Here is a 21,412-nt window from a genome sequence, read left to right on the forward strand (position 1 = left end):
CCGGAGCCTAGCCCAGGGCCAGGATGATCGGAACGGATGTGGCGAAGTCTCCTGACAGGCCGGGCCTGCAATAGAAAATACCCCTGGCCCGAAGGCCAGGGGAATAAGCGTTCCCCTTCGGTGGCTTCGGACTCGACAGCCCGTTACGCCGGCACGCGCTTCAGGGCCTGCGCCATGCAGTGGATGCCGCCGCCGGTCTTGGAGATCTCACTCATGTCGACAGCCGCGACCTCGAAGCCTTGAGCCTTAAGCTTCTCGATCAGCGTCTTGCTGGAGGTCGGGGCGATCACCCTGTCCTTGCCAAGCGACATGAAGTTGCAGCCGAGCGCCATCGTGTCCTGGAAGGGCACGTCGATGATCTCATGGCCCTTGCCCTTCAGCCAGTCGACGATGCCGGGCTCGGTGCAGGCAAGGCAGACGGCGGTGAGCTTTTCGGCGATCGGCACCACCATCAGGTCGATATGGACATAGTACTCGTCGATGAAGGCGAGCCGCGTCTCCCAGCCTTCCTTGTCGAACCATTCCTTCACCTGGCGCGCGCCTTCTTCCTGGGTTCGGGCGCCGCCGCAGCCGATCAGCACGACGCCGTCCTCGATGACGTTGAAGTCGCCGCCCTCGAAAGTGCCGGCGGTCACCATGTCGTAGATCGGGATGCCGAGCTTCTCATAGGTGCGGATGGCGGCATAGTTCTCGCCGCGCCGCCACCAGTTGGCCATGGCGGTGATGAAGGCGCCGTAAGGCGTCATGACGCTGGAGTCGCGCGAATAGACCTGCATCGGCAGTTCCGGCGTCGGCTCGTGCCAGTGGATGTTGACGCCGAAATGCTCATAGGCCGCGACGAGGTCCTTGTGCTGCGCCTGAGCGATCTGGACGTTGCAGGGCGCCTCGCGCAGATGTTTTCTGGACAGCGAGCTGGTCGACAGATGGCGCAGGAAATTGGGCGAGCCGAGCAGCACGTCGGTCAAGACATCCGTCTCGTTGGCGAAGCCCCAGGCGGTCAGCGGCTTGGTTCCGCCATTGGGGTTGCGGCGCTGCAGCGAGAACGGCTCGGCGACGATGCGGTCATGGACAGTCATGGTGTTCTCCTCGATCGGTTTTGTTGTCATGCGGTGGAAGCAGCCGGGATCCACCAGTCCCGCCCGCGCGGCGTGGTGACATATTCCGGCCAGCGGAAGTTGATCGGCGCCTCGTAGTCGCAAAGCGGCGCTATCCAGTTCGAGCCGCCGACGCCGCCGCCGGTTCGCTCGACGAACTCGTCCATGGCGGCGTCGCGCGCGGCCTTGTCCTCCAGCAGGCGCAGCGCCGTCAGCGCGACGGTCTTGGCGGCGCAGGTGACCATCGGATCGATGGTGGCGGAAATACCGCCTAGCGCGTTCATCGCCCAGGATGGATAGACATGGCCCTTGGCCGCGCGCAATGCCGGGCGGGCGACATAGAAACGCGACGTCGGCGCGTGCCAGCTCATGTCGGTGTAATCGTCGGAGGTGGAGTTCACCTGCGACGGCGGCAAGTCGCGGCGCAGGATCGCTTCTGCCTCCTGCGGCGTGATCAGCCGTTCCAGTTCATCGATGAACGGGTTTTCCGTCGCCTCGCCGCCGGCGTTGACCTGGACCTCGCGGGCAATGGCCCTCGGCTCTTCGTTCCATTGCGGCGCGCCGACGGTCGACAGCGCCTGATAAGTGATGTCGGCCATGGCGTGGTTGGCGAGCCCCGGCCGCGACTTCGACACCCAGTGGCGCTCGTAGCGGCAGCCGCTCATCTTTGCCGCCGCTTCGGCGTTGCGGTCGAGCACGGCAGTGACCTGCCCCGCCATGGCAATGGTCGGCACGCGGATCATGTACTGGATCTCGGCGAGGCCAGCCGGCAAATTGTCGGCCGTCGCCTGCCCTGCCGTCAGGATCGCCTCGCTGATCGACCAGCCGCCCTGATGGGTGAGCATGGAATCGCGCAGCGCCTTGGAGGCCATGTACATCATCATCAGCGCGTCGTTGGCGCCGGGCGCCCTGACCGCGGAGTGCGCTTGCGGGATCGGCGCGCCATGCCCTGCCGCGCGGCCCCAGTTCTCGGGTTCGTCGCAGACGAAGCGATAGATCATCGAATAGGCGGCGCCGCAATGCGTGTCCCAGCGCGCGGTGTTGCAAAGCGGCAGCATGTAGAAGGGATGGAACGAGATCATGCCGGCAAGGCCATCATAATAGCCTTTTGCCGCATGGATCGGCTTCGAGCCCCTCACCTTCTCGGCCGGCTCGCCGGTGAAGCGAAGCGTGCCCTTGATGCCGTGCTCCAGCATAGCCGCCTTGGTGGCCAGAAGCCCGCCAAGGCTGCCGATGCCGAGACCCGAATGCGGATCGGTGTGGCCGCCTGCCTCAAAGCCCAGACCGGACCGCGGCTGCTTCACCGTCGCTGCATCCTGGCAGTTTCCGGGCACGGCGTCGTACTCGCCATACATGCCGATCACCGGGCCCTCGCCATTCGTCCAGTGCGCACAGAAGGCCGTCGGCATGCCGCCCGACCTTTCCTCGACCGAGAAGCCCTCGCGCTTCAGCCGGTCGACATACCAGGCTGCCGACTGGTACTCGCGCCAGGCGGTCTCGCCGAAGTCGAAGATGGTGCGCGTCCAGGCCGACAGCAGCGGCTGGATGCTGTCGATCGTGGCAAGGGCGGTTTCCTGCGCGGAACTCGTCACCGGTTTGTCCATGCCGCAAAGAAAGCAGTGAAGCGGCTTGTCAAAAAGTGATATGTTTTCCCGGCTCGTGCAAATTCGGTTCACCTGAGGCCTCTTGCGAATACCGTCCACGCAGGCGCTGCGCGCCCTAGACAGTTTTGCCCGTCATGGCAGCGTATGGCGCGCCGCCGACGAACTCCACCTCACCCGCAGCGCCGTATCGCATCAGCTTCGGCTGCTCGAGCGCGATCTCGGCTTCGATCTGTTGCAGCGCATCGGCAAGGGCGTGGCGCTCACGCCGCGCGGCCAGCGCTACGCTTCGGATGTGCGCAAGGCGCTGACCGTGCTAGGCGACGCCGGCACGCAGACCAACGGCGCTGGCGTCGGCGGCTCCTTCGCCATTTCCTGCCCGCCGGGCTTCGCTTCGATGTTCCTGTGCACCCATATCGGCGAGTTCCAGCAAATGTATCCGGATGTGGCGCTGTCCGTACTCACGCCACGGCGGCTCGACGATGTCAGCAATCCGGACGCCGACGCCTTCATCGCCTTCGGCGTCGGCAACTGGCCGAACCGGGCGGTGGAGTTGCTTTGCGAGGTCTCTTTCATGCCGCTCTGCAGCCCGACGCTGCTCAACAAGGTCGGAGGCTTTGCGAAGCCCGCCGACGTGCTGCGCGCCAATCTGCTGCATCTCAGCGACACCGAGGACTGGGCGCGCTGGCTGGCGCTGTCCAAGGTGGAAAATCCCGATACCGAAGGCGGCATCTTCTTTTCCGACATGAACCTCGTCTTCTCGGCGGCGATTGCCGGCCAAGGGATCGCCCTGGGCGACGAATTGCTCGGCCGCCGTGCACTGAGCGAGGGCCGGCTGGTCAAGCCGTTCGAGGCGTCAGTGCCCTCGCCGCGCGCCTATTTCTTGGTCTTCGAGCACGCCAAGGCGGGGCACCCAGTGCTTAATGCCTTCAGTGACTGGCTGAGGGCGAAGCTTTCGGAAAGCAGGGTTTAGGCAGATTGCGATTAGCTAATCTCCCCCCTCGTGGGGGAGATGTCCGGCAGGACAGAGGGGGGCGCTGTCCCGCCAGCCTATCCGCTATTTTGAACCCGCACATCGCCGGTTGCGCCCGGGACAGATTGCCGCGAAAGTAGCGTCCCTTCGCGCCCCCCTCTGCCCTGCCGGGCATCTCCCCCACAAGGGGGGAGATTGGCAGCTCCTGCGCGGCTCCTCTCTCCCACCCGTGAATCAAATTTGCCGATCAGGCGAAAACTATTCGGTTGCGGTGAGCCGCAGCCATGCCTACGATTTCATCGGGAACTGAGGAAAGAGCCAGGATGCAGCAACCCGGCCGGGCCGCAGAAATCAAAGCGAACGGGATCGGCAAGAGCTTCGGCTCGTTCCGGGCGCTCGACAATCTGTCGCTCGATATCGGCCGCGGCGAGTTCCTGACGCTGCTTGGCCCTTCCGGCTCCGGCAAGACCACTTTCCTGATGATCCTCGCCGGCTTCGTGCAGCCGAGCGAGGGCAAGCTTTTCAGCGACGGCGTCGACATCACCAACCGCCCGGCCGAGCAGCGCGCCGCCGGCATGGTGTTCCAGGGCTATGCGCTGTTTCCGCATATGAGCGTGGAGCAGAACATCGCCTTCCCACTCAAGGTGCGAAAGAAATCCGCCGCCGAGATCAAAACCCGCGTCGGCGAGATGGTCGAGCGCGTCGGCCTCAAGGGCCACGAGAAGAAATTGCCGGCGCAGCTTTCCGGCGGCCAGCAGCAGCGCGTAGCGCTCGCTCGCGCGCTGGTGTTCGGGCCGGGCGTGCTGTTGCTCGACGAGCCGTTCTCGGCGCTCGACAAGAGCCTGCGCGGCCAGATGCAGGCCGAGATGAAGCGGCTGCACCAGGAGACCGGCACCACCTTCGTCTTCGTCACCCACGACCAGAGCGAGGCGCTGGCGCTGTCCTCGCGCGTCGCCATCTTCAACCACGGCAAGCTGTTGCAGGTGGGCAGGCCGGACGAGGTCTATGACCGGCCGGCGAACCGCTTCGTCGCCGAGTTCCTGGGCGAGATCAACATGCTGCCGGTGAAGGGCGTGCGCCCCGCCGACAATGGCGCCACAGGGCTCTGCGAAGACCGCGCGGTCAACATGCGCTGCAAGGCGGAAGCGATCAAAGGCGACGCCATCCTCGCGATCCGCCCTGAGGACATGTCGATCGCGCCGGAAGCGTCAGTCAACCAGAACGGCATTGCCGCGACAGCCGTGGCCTCGACCTATCTGGGCGCCGCGACCAAGCTCGACCTGACAACGCGCCAGGGCGCCAAGGTTACCGTCTCGGTGCCGAACGAGGTCGCGGCCGCGGCCTTGAGCAAAGGCAATTCCGTCTGGCTGACCTGGCCGGCCGAAAAGGGTTTCCTCCTTCCGGACGGAGGACAATGAGCGCCGCTGCGGCCTGATATCGCCGCACCGGCTTCCGGATCCATATCAACGACAACAAGGGGAACTAACATGAGCGATACAAAGAAACAGACGATCGAATCCCTCGCCGAGCGGACCAAGCGCGGCGAGATCTCGCGGCGCCAGTTCGCGCAGCTTGCCGGCCTCGTGCTTGCCGGCACGCCGATGCTGCTGCGCTCGACCGGCGCCTATGCCGAGACCAAAGGGCTGGTGCTGGTCAACTGGGGCGGCGACGCCATCACCGCCTACGACGCCGCCTATGGCCAGGCGTTCACCAAGGACACCGGCATCCCGGTCAAGATGGACGGCTCGGGCCCGACCGAAGGCGCCATCGCCGCGCAGTTCAAGAGCGGCGCGCCGACCTGGGACCTGGTCGACGTCGATCCGTTCTCGGCCATCACGCTCGGCGGCCAGGGCATGCTCGAGCCGATCGACTACAAGGTCGTCGACAAGAGCAAGATGCGGCCGGGCTTCGGCTGGGAGTACGCGGCGTCCACCTATTTCTTCTCCTACGTCATCGCCTACGACTCGCAGAAATTCGGCTCCAACGCGCCGACCGGCATGGCCGACTTCTTCGACGTCAAGAAATTCCCCGGCAAGCGTTCGCTCTACAAATGGGGCGTGTCGAGCTGGGAGGCGGCTCTTCTCGCCGACGGCGTGGCGCCCGCCTCACTCTACCCGCTCGACCTGAAGCGCGCCCATGACAAGATCGCCGCCTTCAAGGAGAACGTCGTCTCCTATTGGGGCGGCGGCGCCGAAAGCCAGAGCGTGCTGCTCAACGGCGAGGCCTCGATGGCGATCGTGTGGTCGACGCGCGCCTCGCTGATCGAGCAGGACTCAGGCGGCCAGATCAAGTTCATCTGGGACCAGGGCCTGATCTCGCCCGGCGCGCTGGCGGTGCTCAAGAACAATCCCGGCGGCAAGGATGCGGCGATGAAGTTCATCGCCAGCACCCAGGATCCGCAAAAGGAACTGGTGATGTTCGACAAGCTCGGCCAGGGCCCGGCCAATCCGGCCACCGACGCGCTGATCCCGGCCGACAAGAAGCGCATCAATCCGGTTGATCCGGAGAACATGAAGAAGCAGATCGCGCTCGACATGGAGTGGTACGCCAAGAACTACGGCGCGGCGCTCGACGAATACACCAAGATCATCTCTGCCTGATCAGGCCGAGATTTTCAGACCTATGAGAGGCACCCTCTCCGACAGGATGGGCGCGGCGGTGCTGATGGCGCCGCTGCTCCTGTTCCTGATCCTTGCCTATGCCTGGCCGTTCCTTGGCGTGGTGAAGTGGAGCTTTACGCTTCCCACGCCCGGGCTCGGCCAGTACCACGCTTTGCTCACCGACGAGTTGGTGCAGTCTGTGTTCATCCGCACGCTGCGCATCGCGGCGATCGTCACTCTCGTCTCGGTCACCGCAGCCTACGCCATCACGGTGGTGTGGGTGCGCGGCAGCCCGGTGCAGCGCGTGCTGGCCGAATTCTGCATCCTGGTGCCATTTTGGATTTCCGTACTCACCCGCGCCTTCGGCTGGGTGGCGCTTTTATCCAACCGCGGCCTCATCAACACCTGGCTGCAGTCGATCGGCTTCATTTCGGAGCCGCTGACCCTGGTGCGCAACGAATTCGGCGTCATCGTCGGCATGTCGCATTTTTTGATCCCCTTCGCCGTGTTTCCGCTGGCATCCGCCATGCGCAGCCTGGATGAGCGCGTGCTGCTTGCGGCGCGCGGCCTGGGCTCCAGCCGCATGCGCACCTTCTGGACGGTGTTCGTGCCGATGACGCGCTCCGGCATCATCGGCTCTGCGATGATCACCTTCGTCTTCTCGCTCGGCTTCTTCGTCACGCCGGCAATCCTCGGCGGCGGCCGCTCCGTGATGATCGCGGAGCTGATCTATCTGCGCATCTTCCAGAGCCCGGACTGGGGGCTGGGCGCGGCGATCAGCGTCGTGCTGGTGGTGTTCGTCGGCGCGCTGATGGCGCTGCTTTTCCGCTACGTCAAACCGAAGCAGCTGGTGTAGTGATGCCGACCTACCGTCCCGGTCCCGTCTCGCTCGCCCTCGCCGTGCTCGTGGCATTGTTCCTGCTGATGCCGCTGCTTGCCGTCATCCCGGTGTCGCTGACACCGAGCCGCATGCTGACCATGCCGACGGGTGAACTGTCGCTCCGCCACTACCGCTCGCTGATCGAGGATCCGCGCTGGCTGGAGTCGATCCTGCTTTCGCTCAGGATCGGTGTCGTCAGCAGCATCCTGTCCACCGCGCTTGCCCTCACCTTCAGCCTCGGCGTCTGGATGTTCCAGCCGCGTTTCACCGCCGCTCTCGTCGGCTTCGTACTGCTGCCGATGGTGGTGCCGCCGGTAGTCTCAGCCGTCACGCTCTATTTCCTGCTCACCTCGGTCTCCGGCCTCACCTCGTTCTTCGGCTATGATACGTGGCTGGGTGTCGCGATGGCGCATTCGGTGATGACGGTGCCATTCGCCACGGTGCTCATCCTGGTCTCGCTCAGCCAGCTCGACCGACGTATCGACCTGGCCGCGCGCGGGCTTGGCGCCAGCGTGTGGGAACGCGCGACGCGCGTCATCATGCCCAACATCAAGTTCGGCATCGTCACCGCCGCCCTGCTCTCGTTCGTGCTCTCCTGGGAAGAGATCGGCGTGACTTTGTTCATCACCTCGGTGAACGCCATCACGCTGCCGCGCCTGATGTGGATGGGCCTGCGCGATAATATCGATCCGGCGATCGCGGCGCTTTCGGTGATCCTGATCGTCATCACCGTGCTGGTGCTCGCGGTGAGGAGCGTGATCACCAGACAGAAGGCGTCGCCGTAGAGCTCCCACATCTTCCCGGAATTGCCCGATCCACAAACGAAAGAGGCCCGCCGGAGCGGCGAGCCTCTTTACGGAGCCGAAGTGGAAGCTCGGCACCGTCATGATCCGGGGGTGTGGATCGACTCGAAATCTAGCCAACAAGGCTCAGCCGGGCGACTTACAAATCCGTAATCTTCGGTCGGTCCACGCGCCCAACCGCGCAAGAAAAACGTGTTCTATCAGCGGCTTGCCGGGAGCATCCGACATCGAGACTGCGCTTGTCAAAGAAACGTGATGAAGCGTCTGTCCGGCCGGCGGAGCGGCTTGGAGGTGATGGAGAACCGGGCAGCGTCGCGACGCGGCCCGCGTCATTGCAGTCTGCGCCATCAAGGCGCCGCACCGGGCGAAGGCCCCCCGGCCTCGCCCGTGCGTAGCAGGCCGTTCAGGCGGCCTGCGGCCGCCGCATCCTCTCGACGAAGGCCTGCCTTGCCGGTCCGGCAAGCGGCTTGTCCGTGGCCAGCAGGCCGTCGAGCAGCGCCAGAAGTTCGCGCGCCGCCGAAGACTTGCAGGAATAGTAGACCATCTGACGATCGCGGCGGGTTTCGACCAGACCAAACCTGCGAAGTTTGGCCAGGTGTTGCGACAGCGCCGATTGGCTGAGTTCGACCTTGTCGGCGAGCACGCCGACAGAGAGTTCACCCTGGGCCAGGTAGTTCATGATGAGCAGGCGCTTTTCGTTGCCCATCACCGCAAGAAAGGCTGCCGCGCTTTCTGCGTTGGCGGTAAGTTTCTTCGTAACCATCGATTTCCCCATGGTTCATGCTCTTCCGAAGGCCATGGGGGCAAATGGCTTCAGAGTTCCAGAGCGTTGGTGGGCATGCCCCGATTCGACACGGGACCTGCCCTGCTTCTTTTTCGACCAGAACCCCGTCGTAACCCGGTTGCCACCACGCCGGAGTCGCTGGTCTCGGACAGAACGCGCGGCGTTTTTCGGGCTCAAGTCAATGCAGACTCGGAAAAATTCCGCGCTGCTAATGCGTATCAGCGCAGCGCTTGTTCGGCAAGAATATAACGAGGCTCGGCAAAATGGCGGCCAGCCGCTTGCAACGGCGGCGCCAGCCGAAGTGCATGGCAAGCTTACCTTGCCGCGACTCACGCTCAACCGTGAAGCATGCTAATATTAACCGGGCAAGAAAGGAGCCCGGCTCAAGGAGGAAGCCATGTCCATTGCGTCCAATGCCCGCAACACATTCACTCCCGATGAGACGGCGATGCTTGGCCGTGTCTATGAGAATGGCAGCATCAAGGGCGAGACCGCCGAGCAGAAGGAGGCACGCGCCTCGCGCATCATCGCCAATTACATGGCCGGCATTACCGACGAGGCGGAACTGATCGAGCTTTCGCGCAGGCCGCTTGGAAGATGAACAGCGTGCTCCGCCCGCGCGAGGCAGCTTCACCTTAAGTTGACGCGGAACGCAACGGTAGAACATCGCGTTCCGATATGTTCGGGAGGTTGCGATGATGCAGGGATGGTTCTCCAGGCCGGTTGAAGTCGCCGTCGGCGTTTCCGGCTCGATCCGCCACATATCCAACGCCGAACAAGCCGCCGAACTGCTGACCGGCCAATGGCGCGATGCTGGCAGCGCGCTGCATGGCGAGGCGCTGCGGGCCTGCCGCCGGGCGATCCGCGGCGACGTCCCGGCCGACGCCGCCAGGGAGGCCTTCATCGCAGCCGCGCGCGAAGCGCATGTGCTGGTCGAATAGGACATGGCGGCGGCGTATTGCGAGCCTGCCTATCGATAGAAAAGCCTGCCGGATTCATTAGCGCAGCCCGCGAGGGTGCTGCAGTGACTTTGGTCACACGATTTCGGCCATCCGGCATCGCTGAGGAGCTCGTCCCGACGCTGCCCATCATCGCCTCGAAATTCTTCGGAACCTAATGCGTGGTGGTTGGTTAACGCGCGGGTCGGCAATCGCCCTCGGCCTGCATCGGCGCCATCCGGCGCTGATTGCTTGCCCAAAAGACGATCATAACAATGGAGAAAGTGATGAACGATGTCTGGTTTTCCGAACCAGTCGTGATCGATTTCCAGCCAAACGGCCAGCGCAAGGTATCGAGCTGCTTCGAGGCGATGGAATGCCTCGACCAACGCTGGCCGGGACAGGCGCGCGACGGCGCCTGGCGCTCGGCGAGCCGCGTCTGTCGTGACGCGCTTGACGGCCTGCGCAGCCCGGTGGAAGCTCGCAAGACGCTGCGCAAGGCGGCCAAGGTCGCCGGGCTTCTGGCGTAGCTTCAATTTCCCATGGCGTCCCGTTGGGGCGTCGCCAAGCCCGTCGCGGTTTCCCATTGCCGCGGCGGGCTTCCATTTTCATAGGGGCGAAGTTACGGCCGGCGCATACTGCGGAACGCGTTACAGCACGCATCCCGTGGGGTACATGAAAACGCCGGCCGCTGGGCTTCGGGGCTGCCTGACGGGTTCAGGCCTTCCCATTTCGGCGAGTCGGGCGCCGGGCCGCAACGCCAGCGCCGGAGCATGGTAAACGCACGGTTACTATCCACAGCACATGGTCAATCGGGCAAGCGGGCAGCCCTGGTCAGGCGAAACCGCCAAGCACTTCCGGAAACTGGACCGCCATCGCGCCTTCATCCGCCTGCCTGGCATAGATCGCGTGCATCCTGCTGCCGTCATATCTGGCCCTGCGGCGCTGCACGTCCTTGCCGAACAGGCCGGCAACCGCGTCGAAGCGCCGGAAGAATCGCTTCACCACGCCGCGCTCGAAGGGTATGCGCTGCTGGAAAGGCCTGCCCCAGGGCGTCTCCCTTGCCAGATCCCGCCAGATGCGCAGCGCGTCGAGTTCGACCCCGACCTGATTGCCCCATGGCTTGCCGCCCGCGAAATGCCTGGCCCAAGCTTGCGAGAAGCGGAATTCTCTCGTTCCGAGCGACTGCAGGTTCCAGTTTGGATGCATCGTCTGCCATTTGCCCTCGAAAGCGACGTTCAGCGCATTTTGATCATTCATCCCGCCATCGATGGCGGTCTTTCGCGTGCGCTCCAGCAGCGCACTCTCCCGGACGGCGTTCATATCGAAGGCGACGACGCCGGAATTGAAATATGGCGCGCCGGGCGCCAGCTTGAGCTTCTGCCGGTAAGAGGGCCGGAAATACATGTAGTCGTCGTGAGCGGCGAGCAGCGGAGCGCGCAGCCGCTGTCCGGCCAGGTCATTGATGTCCCGGTTGAAGAGAACGTCGCAGTCCGTGTATGCGATGCGGTCATACGGCTCGAATACCGGAAACCGATCGGCGAAGAGCCGAACGTAAGCGGCAATGCTGTAGGTCCCGAAGCGAAAGCCGAAATTCGTCATGAAGTCGGTGACATCGACCAGCTCGACCCTGCCTTTCAGCAGATGCCGAGCGACTTCAAGATCCGCCTGGCTCGCACCGGTGTAGAGCAGAAAGCCGTCGATCGGGGTGGAGACATCCAGTATCCGGCGCGCTGTCAGGCAGGCATATGGAAAGTAGCCGGCATCCGTCGCCAGGAAGAAACACGACTTCATCGTTCCGCTAACCGCTGCCCATCATTTCGTTGCGGTGCCTGCCACAAAATGCCTCTCGATAAAAGTCTCGATCGGGCCGGTAAGCAGACCCGCCTCGCGTTTGACCTTGTTATCGTCCCAACGCCACCATTGGATGGCGAGCAGCTTCACGACGATGTCCTGCGAGAACCGGTATCTGATCAACCTTGCCGGGGAACCGCCGACGATCGCGTAGGGCGGCACGTTCTTCGTGACCACCGCCCCTGCCCCGATGACGGCGCCATCACCGATTTCGACGCCGGGCAAAATCATGGCGCCATGGCCGATCCAGACATCGTTGCCGACGGTGATGCCGCCCGCTCTGCCGCCATTCGAGATCGGTTCGGGCTGCTTCAGCAATCGGCTGTGGATGGGGAATGACGTGGCGCTGTCGGTTGGATGCTGGCCCGAGCACATGAAAAGCACCTGACCGGCGACCGAGCAGAAGGCGCCAACCCGCAGAGGCGCGTCCTTCGAAGGGAACAAGACCTTTCGCCATGTCACGCCGTAGGTGTGACGGCCGACCGTCACATGCTCCGGCAATCTGGAGCGCACATCCTTCAGCCATTTGGAAAGCGCTGACATCCGGTTACCTCTCCGACGCTCCGGCCGACATAGCCCCGGATCGGCCGGGCCATCAACCAGGAACTTCGGACGGGCGCAAGCGACTGATCGGCCAAGTGTTCCGCAACCGCCGCGCCGGCATGCGAGGAAGTTTTGGGTGGATCGCGGATGCATGTGTTGATAGGGGGAGGATCCCGGACACTTCTCCCCTTTCGATCGAATGAACGACGTTTTTGGCTATATCGCGTATGGCGATAACGAGATCTATCACCTTGGCGCGCTGCTCAGCGCGCTCAAGCTTCTGCACAATTGCCCCGGCGCCAAAATAATCGTCGCAACCGACAGGCCCGAGCTTTTTTACCGATATCCCGTCGAGACGATGGCCATCACCGCCGACCAGAAGGAGCTGATGTCTTTCGGCCGGCGCTATCATTTCGGCATCAAGGCCGCTTGCCTGATCGAAATCCTGAAGCGCGCCGACCGCCTCATCTTCATGGACGCCGACCATTACCCTTATGCCGATCCTTCCAAGGGGTTTCGGCAGATTTCTCCGACCCGCTCCTTCATGCGCAAGTGCGAGGGCCAGCATCGGCTCTACCCGGTTCTCTCGGGCAAGGGCGTCAAGGTCGGGCACTACGCCCTGACGGGTCATGAGCCGATGTGGCAAAGCGGAATCCTCGGCGTTCATCGGGCCAATGCTGGTGCGTTGACCGAGGCTTATTCCGCGATGCTGGCCGTGCGCGAGTTGACCAAGACCGACGCGCCAGAGCAGTTCTGCATCGGCGTTGCGCTCTCCCAGGGCGGCCTGGCTCTCAGCCGGCACCACCTCCCGGTCACCGACTACAACACGCGAGGAAAGAAGGCTTTCGCCAGTCCCCGCGTGCTGCAGTTCTTCAAGATGTACGGTAACGCTCCAATTCCCGAGCAGATAAGAAGAGCGGGCTGGTATCGCTTATGGCGCACTCCTGCGGACCTCTGGCGCCAGCGGGATAGGTGGTCGCTTTAAGTTGGCTGTGAGAACTCACGGCAGAAGAAGAATGTCTCGCTGATCGAGCACGTTGCGAATATCATTATCGTTTTTGCGCCCGCAGTGGCACCAGTTCGGCCACGGACGTTCAGCGCTGTCGGCTCGGCACCTTCCGATAGCCATTCATGCCAGGCTAAGGGCCAGGCTAAGGGATTGAAGGGCGGACTTCCCTTTCTCCCGAGGTCAAGTTATGCAGGCCAAATGGGTCTGAAGATTGTCGATATCATAACCAGATCGCCGGCAGTCATCACGGCGAAGGAAGTCAGAAATGGCTTAGTATACAAGGCCTTCGAATATCGTGGCCGAGCTGCTGGACGTGCTTTTGCAGATCGTCTCAAGGCAATTGATACATCGCGTGTCTGCTTCACGGTGGCGTTCAATACGCCCTGGGTCATAGATGCACTGGCCAAGGCCTGGGAAATGCACCCGCCGGGAATGACCTTGGCAGTGGTCGACAATTCGACCGATCAGGCATCGAGAGAAGCAATAGAAAGCATCTGCAAGGTGAGAGGCGTGCCTTATTTGGCGCTTCCGACGCGGGTGGAAAAACACCTGTCCAGATCGCACGGAACCGCGATAAGCTGGGCTTATCACAACATTATACGGCACCTGGAGCCCGAGCTATTCGGCTTCATCGATCATGACTGTTTCCCGGTGGTGCCATTTGACATCCCGGCCAAGATGGAAGGCAAGGCCGTCTACGGCAAGCTGTTCCTTCCAGGTCGGAATCACATCCACCAGCCAAAGCCGACCGATCGACACTGGAATTTATGGGCAGGCTTCTGCTTCTATCGCTTCTCCGCCACGGTGGGGCGCAAGCTGAACTTCGAACCCCGCTTGAACATGGGGCTTGATACCGGCGGCGCGAACTGGGAGGTCCTTTACTCGCATCTGGACAGGGCAAGCGACGTTGCCATAGCCGTCGCTCGGGAAACCCCGATGACGATGGCGGGGGCAGTCGGGCGCCACGAGATCATCGAGGAAGCATTTTTCCATGTCGCCGGTGTATCCTACCCCGACCGCCCGAGTTATCACCGCAGGACAACGGATCATCGAAAACTGATCCGCGACTATGTCTGGAATACATATCTTGGCGGCACCAGCGGCAGGGTGGCGCAAGACTTCTAGGCGCTGACCGGATTTCGGGCTTGTTCGCCCGAAGAACAGAGACTTACCGCCTGGCCGCGCCGACAATGTTCGCAATCGCCTCGTCTATCCCGATGCATCCCTTGCGCCTTTGGGCGTTCGGATCGCGAAAGTCGATCCAGCCTTCGTTGAAGCCGTCGAGCATACGCATGCGCATAGCCGGATGGCGCATGCCCTGGCCGCGGAAGATCGTCTCCCAGCGCTCGCGCGGGACGGTGCGCGCCTCGACCTCGCGGCCAAGCGCCTTTGCAAAGGCCGCGGCAATCCGGTTTGGCGACACCCTTTGCCCGGCCTCGAGCTCGATCACGCGGTGGCCGCGCCAATCCTCCAGCAGCAACTCGGCGGCCGTCCTGCCGACATCCGCGGCCGAGATCATCGCGACCGGTCGATCGAGCGGCTGCAGATAGCTGTCGATCACACCCCGCTCGCGCGCCGAGGCGATGTCCCACTGGGCATTTTCCATGAACCAGGCGGCGCGCAGGAACGTCACGGCCACGGGCAGATCGGCAAGCGCCTCTTCCAGCAGGCGCAGCACATTGAGCAGATTGGGCTCAGCGGCATCCGCGCCGATCGTCGACAACACTACCACCTTGGGCGGCAGCGCCTTGTGGAGCGCCTCGCGGACCACGGCAATCTTCGGCAGCACGTCCGGGAAGCCGGGTTCGGCATCATAAACCGGCGGCAACAGGATGAACGCGCCCTCGACGCCGGAAAGCGCCGCGGCAAGCGGCCCGCGATCGCTCAAGTCGGCGATGGCGACCTCGCAACCTTTGGCCAGCCACGGCGCGCCCTTGGCTTCGTCGCGAACAACGGCCCGAACCTTGTGGCCTGATGCCAGCAGCGTTTCGGAAAGGACCCCGCCGACGCGGCCGGTAATGGCGGTAACTGCGAACATGATCTTTCCTTCGTTTGTGGTGGTGACCGGGCCGGCGGCTGCGACGGGCCGGCGGTCTCTGGCCGTCTTTTTGCACCCATTTCTTGCTGATCCCAGCGCCGATATGTCATCATGATCCGGACTTCAGGTTGGGAATGGCGCATGCCCTATGACGGAAGATTGCTGTCCGGCGTGACGGTGCTGATGGCGGTGGTCGAAGCCGGCTCGATGGCGCGGGCAGCGGACTCGCTCGGCATGACCGCCTCGGGGGTCGGCCGCGCCATCCAGCGGCTGGAGGCCCGTATCGGGGTGCGGCTGCTCGACCGCACGACGCGTACCATGCACCTGACGGACGAAGGGCGGCGCTTCCACGAGCGGGTCGGCCCTCACCTCGACGGCATCGAGGAGGCGGCTGTCGAGGCCACCGGCGCAACCTCGGTGGTTCGCGGCAGGCTGCGCGTCAATGTCGATCCGTTCTTCTCGCAACTGGTGCTGGCCGGGCATGCCGGCCGGTTCCTGGCGCTCTATCCGGAGCTTCGCCTCGAGCTCATCATGCGCGACGCGGTGGGCGACCTGGTGGCGGACGGGTTCGATCTTGCCTTGCGCTTCGGCGATCCGCCGGCCGGCTCATTCACCGCGCGCAAACTGTTCGAGACGCGCATACTCACGGTCGCGGCGCCCGCCTATATCGAGCGCCGGGGGCGTCCGCGGCACCCTGCCGACCTGCCCGACCACGACGCCATCGATTTCTTGGACGCTGCGCATGGCCGCGCCTATGAGTGGGAATTTCGCCGCGGCAGCGAGGTGCTGCCAGTCAGCCTCCAGACCAGGCTGATGACCTCCGACGCGCCGACCATGCTCAACGCCTGCCTTGCCGGCGCCGGCATCGCGCAGGTGCTGGAGTTCGCCACGCGCGAGCAGGTTCGCGACGGCCGGCTGGTCGACCTGTTTCCGGATTGGTCCGACGAGTCCTTCCCGCTCCACGCGATCTACCCCTCGCGACAATACCGCACCGCCAAGGTGCGGGCGTTCGTGGAGTTCCTGACGGAGTTGCTGGCGGAGGTTTAGATTTGTCACCACTACAGCAGGCCCGCTCGCGCTGCGTTATTTCGCACATCTGTGATAAGGAACGCCTATGAGCCGGTCCCGAAGAAATACCCCGATCGTCGGCATGACCACAGCCGACAGCGACAAGGCATTCAAGCAAGCCGAGCATCGGCGCGAGCGGCGGGCTGTGAAGGTACGGCTCGAATTTGACGAAGAACCGCTGCCGACCAAGGCCTTCGGCAATCCATGGGCCAGCGAGAAAGACGGCAAGCAATGGCTGACCGAGCCCTCCCCTAAACTGATGCGGAAGTGAAGTCCGCAAGAATCGCGCCAAAGGAATGGCGATCCCGGCAGGATTCGAACCTGCGACCATCGGCTTAGAAGGCCGGTGCTCTATCCAGCTGAGCTACGGGACCGTCGGCCGGCCGGGCCGGCTGTTGGGTTACGCCAAGCGATGCAAGACTCGGGGAAGTCAGTGCGTCCAGGGCGTCTTGCGGTCATAGCGGAAATTGTCCGAATAGGAAATCTGCCGGCGCTTGGCTTCCTTCGGCTCTTCGACGCGATAGGCGATCTTTTCCTTCTCGGCATAAGCCACCGCTTCTTCCTTCGTCTCGAAGGTGAGCTTCACCTGGCTCAGCATGTCGCCCGAGGTGGTGTAACCCATCAGCGGGTCGATCTTCTTGCGCTGGGCGGGATCGAACTCCAGCACCCAATGTCCGGTCTTTGCCTTGCCGGATTGCATCGCGGTTTTGGCTGGACTGAAAATGCGCGCGGACATGACCACCTCTTTGCCGCCCGACAATCCGGGCACCCTGGTTTGGCGCGCCACCCTTGAGCACCCTGTCGGGAGCCTGAAATCTCGCGCCAATCCGTCATTACTGTGCAATGGCCGCGGCGGCAAGGCCGCAAGCGGCCCTGCGCTCCCCCGGCGCAGGGAACCTCGCCGCGCCGGCGACATTATCGAAAGGTCGGGTCGCCATGCCGGGCAGCCTTCCCCGTGAGCCTTCAATCAGAAGCGGACGTTTCGCCATGACCAATGCAATCGAGCACACCGTCCTGCAGCTCGCCGTGCTTGTCGGCAGCCTGCGCGCCCAGTCCTTCAGCCGCAAGATCGCCAAGGCGCTGGCCGCCCGCGCGCCGGATTCGGTGCGCTGCCGCTTCATCGAGATCGGCGAGCTGCCGCTTTACAACGAGGATCTGGACGGTGACGATCCGCCGGCAGCGTGGTCGGTCTTCCGCGCGGCGATGCGCGAATGCGACGCGGTGCTGTTCGTCACCCCGGAATACAACCGCTCGATCCCGGGCTGCCTGAAGAATGCGCTCGATGTCGGCTCGCGCCCGCCGGGCAAGAGCGTGTTCAAGGGCATGCCCGCAGGCGTGGTCAGCGTCACACCGCACAAGCTCGGCGCTTTCGGCGCCAATCATGCGCTGAGACAAACCTTCGCCTTCCTCGACATGCCGGTGATGCAGCAGCCGGAGGCCTATATCGGCAATGTCGCGGAACTCTTGGACGACAAAGGCGCGGTAACCAACACCGACACCGCGGCCTTCCTCGAGGATTTCATGGCCAGCCTGGAGACATGGATCAGGACGGTGCATCCTGGCGGCTCGTCCTTCGATGCCTTCATGAAGCAGCGCGAGAAGATCGCCGAGGACTATGTCAATGGCGATGCCTCCTCGCTGAAGGCGATCGTCACCCGTGCCGGGCCGGCGACATTCTTCTCACCGCGCGGCGACCATCTCGAAGGCGCCGAAGCGGTGGCCGGCCGTTACGAACGCGACGCCGCGAGCTTCCACAGAGGCGGCAACACCGACCTCGAGGTGCTGCAAGCGTCGTCCAGCGGCGATCTGGCCTTCTGGAGCGGCTTGCAGCATGCCAAGGCGCGCATCGGCAAGAACGGCGAGGCGACCGAGATGACCTTGCGGGTGACGGAAGTGTTTCGGCTGGAGGACGGCGCGTTCAAGCTGGTGCATCGCCATGCCGACCCGGTTCATTAGCCGGCGCTTGCAAAAATCCGCGACACAATGCCGGGGGGCTTTGCAACACGCACCTATTCCTTTTGGCCTGTGAGCGGCATACATCGGATACATGGTCGTGCCACTTGAAGGCATGATGGCGACGACAAAGATACGAATGAGCGCGGATACGAAAGTCTCGCCGTTGGGGGCCGGCGAGCCAGCGATACTGGACGGCGCGATTGTCGTCGGCGGAGGCGCCGCCGGGCTTGCCGCCGCGCATGCGCTGGCCGGGGCCGGCGTGACGGTGCAGGTTCTGGAACGCGAACGGCGGTTGGCGGAGCCCTGGCATCGCCGCCACGACAATCTGCATCTCAACACGCATCGCGAGCTCTCCTCACTGCCGGGCGTTTCCTATCCGGCAGGCACGCCCGCCTTCCCGCACCGCAGCGCCGTCATCCGCCACCTCAACGATTTCGCCGAAACGCACCGGCTGCCGATCGCCTTCGACATCAAGGTCGATGAGATCGAATTTCGTGGCGACCATTGGCTGCTGCGGACAAGCGAGGGCTTGAAGGCGGCGCGATATGTGGTGATCGCCACCGGACGCGACCGGCAGCCCTTCATCCCGGCATGGCCAGGCATGGAGGAGTTTTCGGGGTCGATCATCCATTCGGCCGATTTCGGAAGGGCAAGCGACTATGCCGGCAAAAAGGTCCTGGTGGTCGGCGCCGGCAATTCCGGCTTCGACGCGCTCAACCATCTTTCCCGCATCGAGACGGGCCAGATGTGGCTTTCGGCGCGCAATGGCCCTTCGCTGCTGCCCAAGCGCATCGGCAAGATCGCGGTGCATCGAATATCGCCGCTCATGGCCAACCTGCCCACATGGCTCGCGGACGCGGCCATGGCGGCAACGCAGCGCCTGGTGTTCGGAGATCTGACGAAATACGGCCTGCCCCCTGCCCCATCGGGCGGCGCCAGCCGGCTCGGCTCCGACTATACCGCGATCGCCGCCGACGACGGCGCAGTCAAGGCCATCAAGGCCGGGCGCATCACAGTCGTGCCGCAGTTGCGCGAATTCAGGCGCGACGGCGTCGTGCTCGACAATGGCCAACGAATTGCGCCCGACATCGTCATTGCCGCCACCGGCTACCGCACCGGACTGGAAACGATGCTGGGCAAGCTCGGCGTCCTCGACGCCAAGGGCGTGCCGCTGTTCAACGGCGCCGCGAGCGACCCGAAGCTGCCCGGGCTCTGGTTCACCGGCATGCGGCCCAGCATTCGCGGCTGCTTCTCCAACGCGACAATCCAGGCCGCGGCGATCGCCAGGAAGGTCGCCGGCCTGAGGCGCTGAATCGAACGGTGGCTTTGGCCTCCGTTTTTGTGTTGCCTTCCGGGCGTGCGCCCCCTATACGCCGCGGGACGTCGGAGTGTAGCGCAGCCTGGTAGCGCACCTGATTTGGGATCAGGGGGTCGCGTGTTCGAATCACGCCACTCCGACCACTTAAATCAAGCACGCCTTTCAGTGCTTTTCGGGCATTTCGGCCAAGCTGATAAGAAAGTTGCGCTGCTCAGAACAGTTTATGGGCAAGCGGGCATTCTGTCTTTGCCCCTGGAAATCTGTTGAACTCACATCGATGGACATCGCGACCGCGCCTCCGCAGGGAAGTATTTCGAATACGTGCATGCCCGACACCGGCTTTTGAACGGCGAGCGTAAATAGCTTTGTTTCGCTCGGGGCTACGATAGCCGCGCTGCCGCCCAGCTCGGCGATGCGAAGCTCTAGACCGTCCACTTCCTTGTTGCCGATGTTGCCAGACAGCGAGGCGCCGGAGACAGTGCCCGCCCTGGTGCCGCTGTTTGAAACCAGCAGTCCGATCGAAACCGGGTCTGCGCTCGCCTGGATGGAGTAGATAAGGTTTGAATTCTTTGGCGTGAACAGATTGATTGCTACGGGGACCACAACAACAAATACTGAGATTACTGAGTTCAGAAGCGCGACGATCGAGATCGTCCATGTGAGCGTATACGGCTGAGCATCCTTTTTAGCCAACTGAAGTCTCCCCCCCTGTCTCAACGCCACTTCTACCGATAGCACCCGATACTTGCCGATGTCACGGCCATGAGCGGCTTGCGTGCGCGCCACGGTTGCGCGATGCTTGCTCGGGGAAGTGGAGGGCAAATTCCATGAAAAGCGGGCACTCGCGTTGTCGGGCCGTTGTTTTAATCGGCGCCATACCGGCAACGTTCATGGCGGCAAACGCCCAGCAAATGCCGCGCTATGACGCGGCGGGTTATTGCAGGCAGCTATCCGACATGGGTGGAGGGTCGTCGACCGTTTACAACAGTTGCATCGACATGGAGCAAAACGCTTACAACAAGCGTAAGCCCGAATGGTCCTCGCTGCCAATTAAAACCCGAAACTACTGTGACAACCTAGCCAGCATGGGTGGCAAGGGATCGTATACTGTTCTCGATAGCTGCATTGACATGGAACTCGGTGCAGCCGGTTCTACTCCGGATTTCAAGTACTAAGGAATAGGCCGAATGAGAGCGAGCTTTGTGTCTCTCCTTTTTATCGCCATGTCGATCGGCGGAGCGAATGCTGACGCGACACGAGACGCCTATGAGGCGTGCCTCGACGCAGGCTTTCAGAAATTCAAGGATCTTTGCGAGCCGGCCGACCTTGTTGCCAGGACGGTTGCATTCGAATGCAACCCGCAACTCTACGATCTCATTCGTTCGATGCCGCGTTTTGAGACGACCGACAAGGTAACCTTGGCCCAGAAACTTGACAAAGAGGAAGAAATCATCGCGCACGTCCTTGAGTACCGTCTGCAGCATCCGTGTCGAATAAACTAGGGATGCCGGTCCCGCTCTACATCGCCGCAATCGGCGTTGCGGTGCTCGGGGCTACCTGCGACGCGAATAGTGGGATGGCGGCGGTGCCTTTAGGAGTGAGAGGCCATGTTTCCGGTTCACAGCATCTGCATACTCTCGGCATTCGGCATTCTCGCTGGCTGCAACAGCAGTTCGTCAAGCGAATGGAGGCCAATCGCAACAGGCAGCTATGATGCACGTTTCGAGCGAGCCAAAGCAATCTGCAATGGCCGGGCAGCCGAGACACAAGTTGCTGCAGGTCGACTATGGACCGCCGGCACGGTTGCGTCAGGCAGTACATTCCGCGCGTGCATGGCCGAACAGGGCTTTGAGCCGAAACGTTAGGCCAAAGGTGCAGGTGTTCAAGCCCACGGACACGCTGCGGTTATCCGCTGAAATCGTCAAGCCGCTCCCCATCGGGTCGAAGCTTGCG

The 21,412-nt window shown here is 63.0% G+C and carries 24 protein-coding genes and 2 tRNA genes; 17 read left to right on the plus strand and 9 right to left on the minus strand.

Going from position 1 to position 21,412, the window contains the following annotated elements; genetic code table 11:
- Positions 1–143: 143 nt before the first annotated feature.
- Entirely contained in the window at positions 144–1,076 is a 933-nt protein-coding gene (locus CK230_RS04290; protein ID WP_095816409.1) for a dimethylarginine dimethylaminohydrolase family protein, read from the minus strand.
- A gap of 26 nt (positions 1,077–1,102) precedes the next feature.
- A complete protein-coding gene (locus tag CK230_RS04295; protein ID WP_176480010.1) occupies positions 1,103–2,698 on the minus strand; it encodes an amidohydrolase in 1,596 nt (531 codons plus the stop codon).
- 82 nt (positions 2,699–2,780) lie between these two features.
- Between CK230_RS04295 and CK230_RS04300 the strand changes: the two genes are divergently transcribed.
- From CK230_RS04300 to CK230_RS04320, 5 genes are all read left to right on the plus strand, one after another.
- On the plus strand, positions 2,781–3,668 hold the full coding sequence (locus CK230_RS04300) for a LysR substrate-binding domain-containing protein (RefSeq protein ID WP_095815970.1): 888 nt from the start codon (positions 2,781–2,783) through the stop codon (positions 3,666–3,668).
- Between the two features lie 323 nt (positions 3,669–3,991).
- Positions 3,992–5,086 carry an ABC transporter ATP-binding protein gene (locus CK230_RS04305; RefSeq protein WP_095815971.1) on the plus strand — a complete coding sequence of 365 codons (1,095 nt, stop codon included), beginning with the start codon at positions 3,992–3,994 and terminating at the stop codon, positions 5,084–5,086.
- A 69-nt stretch (positions 5,087–5,155) separates the two neighbouring features.
- A complete protein-coding gene (locus tag CK230_RS04310; RefSeq protein ID WP_095815972.1) occupies positions 5,156–6,268 on the plus strand; it encodes an ABC transporter substrate-binding protein in 1,113 nt (370 codons plus the stop codon).
- Positions 6,269–6,290: 22 nt separating this feature from the next.
- Entirely contained in the window at positions 6,291–7,124 is an 834-nt protein-coding gene (locus tag CK230_RS04315; protein ID WP_095815973.1) for an ABC transporter permease, read from the plus strand.
- A 2-nt stretch (positions 7,125–7,126) separates the two neighbouring features.
- Entirely contained in the window at positions 7,127–7,933 is an 807-nt protein-coding gene (locus tag CK230_RS04320) for an ABC transporter permease (protein ID WP_095815974.1), read from the plus strand.
- Positions 7,934–8,354: 421 nt separating this feature from the next.
- Here the strand turns inward: CK230_RS04320 and CK230_RS04325 are convergent, their stop codons facing one another.
- Complete coding sequence (locus CK230_RS04325) at positions 8,355–8,714, minus strand: metalloregulator ArsR/SmtB family transcription factor (RefSeq protein ID WP_095816411.1); 360 nt, start codon at positions 8,712–8,714, stop codon at positions 8,355–8,357.
- Between the two features lie 418 nt (positions 8,715–9,132).
- On the opposite strand from CK230_RS04325, the gene CK230_RS04330 reads away from it, so the two are divergent.
- The 3 genes from CK230_RS04330 (at position 9,133) to CK230_RS04340 (ending at position 10,203) form a co-directional block, all read left to right on the plus strand.
- Positions 9,133–9,336 (plus strand): hypothetical protein, encoded by a 204-nt coding sequence (locus CK230_RS04330; RefSeq protein ID WP_095815975.1) that lies wholly within the window; start codon positions 9,133–9,135, stop codon positions 9,334–9,336.
- Positions 9,337–9,430: 94 nt separating this feature from the next.
- Positions 9,431–9,676 carry a DUF982 domain-containing protein gene (locus CK230_RS04335; protein ID WP_095815976.1) on the plus strand — a complete coding sequence of 82 codons (246 nt, stop codon included), beginning with the start codon at positions 9,431–9,433 and terminating at the stop codon, positions 9,674–9,676.
- A 284-nt stretch (positions 9,677–9,960) separates the two neighbouring features.
- Complete coding sequence (locus tag CK230_RS04340) at positions 9,961–10,203, plus strand: DUF982 domain-containing protein (protein ID WP_095816412.1); 243 nt, start codon at positions 9,961–9,963, stop codon at positions 10,201–10,203.
- Between the two features lie 304 nt (positions 10,204–10,507).
- On the opposite strand, the gene CK230_RS04345 is transcribed toward CK230_RS04340, so the two are convergent.
- Both CK230_RS04345 and CK230_RS33970 read right to left on the minus strand, forming a co-directional pair.
- On the minus strand, positions 10,508–11,467 hold the full coding sequence (locus tag CK230_RS04345; RefSeq protein WP_095815977.1) for a glycosyltransferase: 960 nt from the start codon (positions 11,465–11,467) through the stop codon (positions 10,508–10,510).
- 21 nt (positions 11,468–11,488) lie between these two features.
- Positions 11,489–12,070: a CatB-related O-acetyltransferase gene (locus CK230_RS33970; protein WP_095815978.1), complete on the minus strand. Its 582-nt coding sequence runs from the start codon at positions 12,068–12,070 to the stop codon at positions 11,489–11,491.
- A gap of 358 nt (positions 12,071–12,428) precedes the next feature.
- Here CK230_RS33970 and CK230_RS04355 point away from each other — a divergent pair, with 358 nt between their 5' ends.
- Both CK230_RS04355 and CK230_RS04360 read left to right on the plus strand, forming a co-directional pair.
- Complete coding sequence (locus tag CK230_RS04355; protein WP_245429820.1) at positions 12,429–13,055, plus strand: hypothetical protein; 627 nt, start codon at positions 12,429–12,431, stop codon at positions 13,053–13,055.
- 222 nt (positions 13,056–13,277) lie between these two features.
- Positions 13,278–14,204 carry a hypothetical protein gene (locus CK230_RS04360; protein WP_095815980.1) on the plus strand — a complete coding sequence of 309 codons (927 nt, stop codon included), beginning with the start codon at positions 13,278–13,280 and terminating at the stop codon, positions 14,202–14,204.
- A gap of 43 nt (positions 14,205–14,247) precedes the next feature.
- On the opposite strand, the gene CK230_RS04365 is transcribed toward CK230_RS04360, so the two are convergent.
- On the minus strand, positions 14,248–15,117 hold the full coding sequence (locus CK230_RS04365; protein ID WP_095815981.1) for an NmrA family NAD(P)-binding protein: 870 nt from the start codon (positions 15,115–15,117) through the stop codon (positions 14,248–14,250).
- A 111-nt stretch (positions 15,118–15,228) separates the two neighbouring features.
- Between CK230_RS04365 and CK230_RS04370 the strand changes: the two genes are divergently transcribed.
- The gene (locus tag CK230_RS04370) at positions 15,229–16,164 is read left to right on the plus strand and encodes a LysR family transcriptional regulator (protein WP_245429821.1); all 936 of its coding nucleotides are present in this window, start codon (positions 15,229–15,231) and stop codon (positions 16,162–16,164) included.
- Between the two features lie 103 nt (positions 16,165–16,267).
- Entirely contained in the window at positions 16,268–16,456 is a 189-nt protein-coding gene (locus CK230_RS04375; protein WP_095816414.1) for a hypothetical protein, read from the plus strand.
- Between the two features lie 26 nt (positions 16,457–16,482).
- On the opposite strand, the gene CK230_RS04380 is transcribed toward CK230_RS04375, so the two are convergent.
- Positions 16,483–16,559, minus strand: a tRNA-Arg gene (locus tag CK230_RS04380).
- A gap of 56 nt (positions 16,560–16,615) precedes the next feature.
- Positions 16,616–16,921 (minus strand): ETC complex I subunit, encoded by a 306-nt coding sequence (locus CK230_RS04385; RefSeq protein WP_095816415.1) that lies wholly within the window; start codon positions 16,919–16,921, stop codon positions 16,616–16,618.
- Between the two features lie 251 nt (positions 16,922–17,172).
- Here CK230_RS04385 and CK230_RS33975 point away from each other — a divergent pair, with 251 nt between their 5' ends.
- The 3 genes from CK230_RS33975 to CK230_RS04400 all read left to right on the plus strand — a co-directional run bounded on the left by CK230_RS33975 (position 17,173) and on the right by CK230_RS04400 (position 19,602).
- Positions 17,173–18,141 carry an NAD(P)H-dependent oxidoreductase gene (locus CK230_RS33975; protein WP_210201468.1) on the plus strand — a complete coding sequence of 323 codons (969 nt, stop codon included), beginning with the start codon at positions 17,173–17,175 and terminating at the stop codon, positions 18,139–18,141.
- Between the two features lie 136 nt (positions 18,142–18,277).
- Positions 18,278–19,453, plus strand: a complete 1,176-nt coding sequence (locus CK230_RS04395) for an NAD(P)/FAD-dependent oxidoreductase (protein WP_095816416.1) — start codon at positions 18,278–18,280, stop codon at positions 19,451–19,453.
- Between the two features lie 72 nt (positions 19,454–19,525).
- Positions 19,526–19,602, plus strand: a tRNA-Pro gene (locus tag CK230_RS04400).
- Between the two features lie 19 nt (positions 19,603–19,621).
- On the opposite strand, the gene CK230_RS04405 is transcribed toward CK230_RS04400, so the two are convergent.
- Positions 19,622–20,152, minus strand: coding sequence for a hypothetical protein (locus CK230_RS04405; RefSeq protein ID WP_141245988.1), 531 nt, complete (start codon positions 20,150–20,152; stop codon positions 19,622–19,624).
- A 134-nt stretch (positions 20,153–20,286) separates the two neighbouring features.
- Between CK230_RS04405 and CK230_RS04410 the strand changes: the two genes are divergently transcribed.
- Entirely contained in the window at positions 20,287–20,634 is a 348-nt protein-coding gene (locus CK230_RS04410) for a hypothetical protein (protein WP_095815983.1), read from the plus strand.
- Between the two features lie 12 nt (positions 20,635–20,646).
- A complete protein-coding gene (locus CK230_RS04415) occupies positions 20,647–20,961 on the plus strand; it encodes a hypothetical protein (protein ID WP_095815984.1) in 315 nt (104 codons plus the stop codon).
- The last annotated feature ends 451 nt before the right edge of the window (positions 20,962–21,412 follow it).

It is taken from the genome of Mesorhizobium sp. WSM3859 (genome assembly GCF_002295065.1).
Classification (GTDB): Bacteria; Pseudomonadota; Alphaproteobacteria; order Rhizobiales; family Rhizobiaceae; genus Mesorhizobium.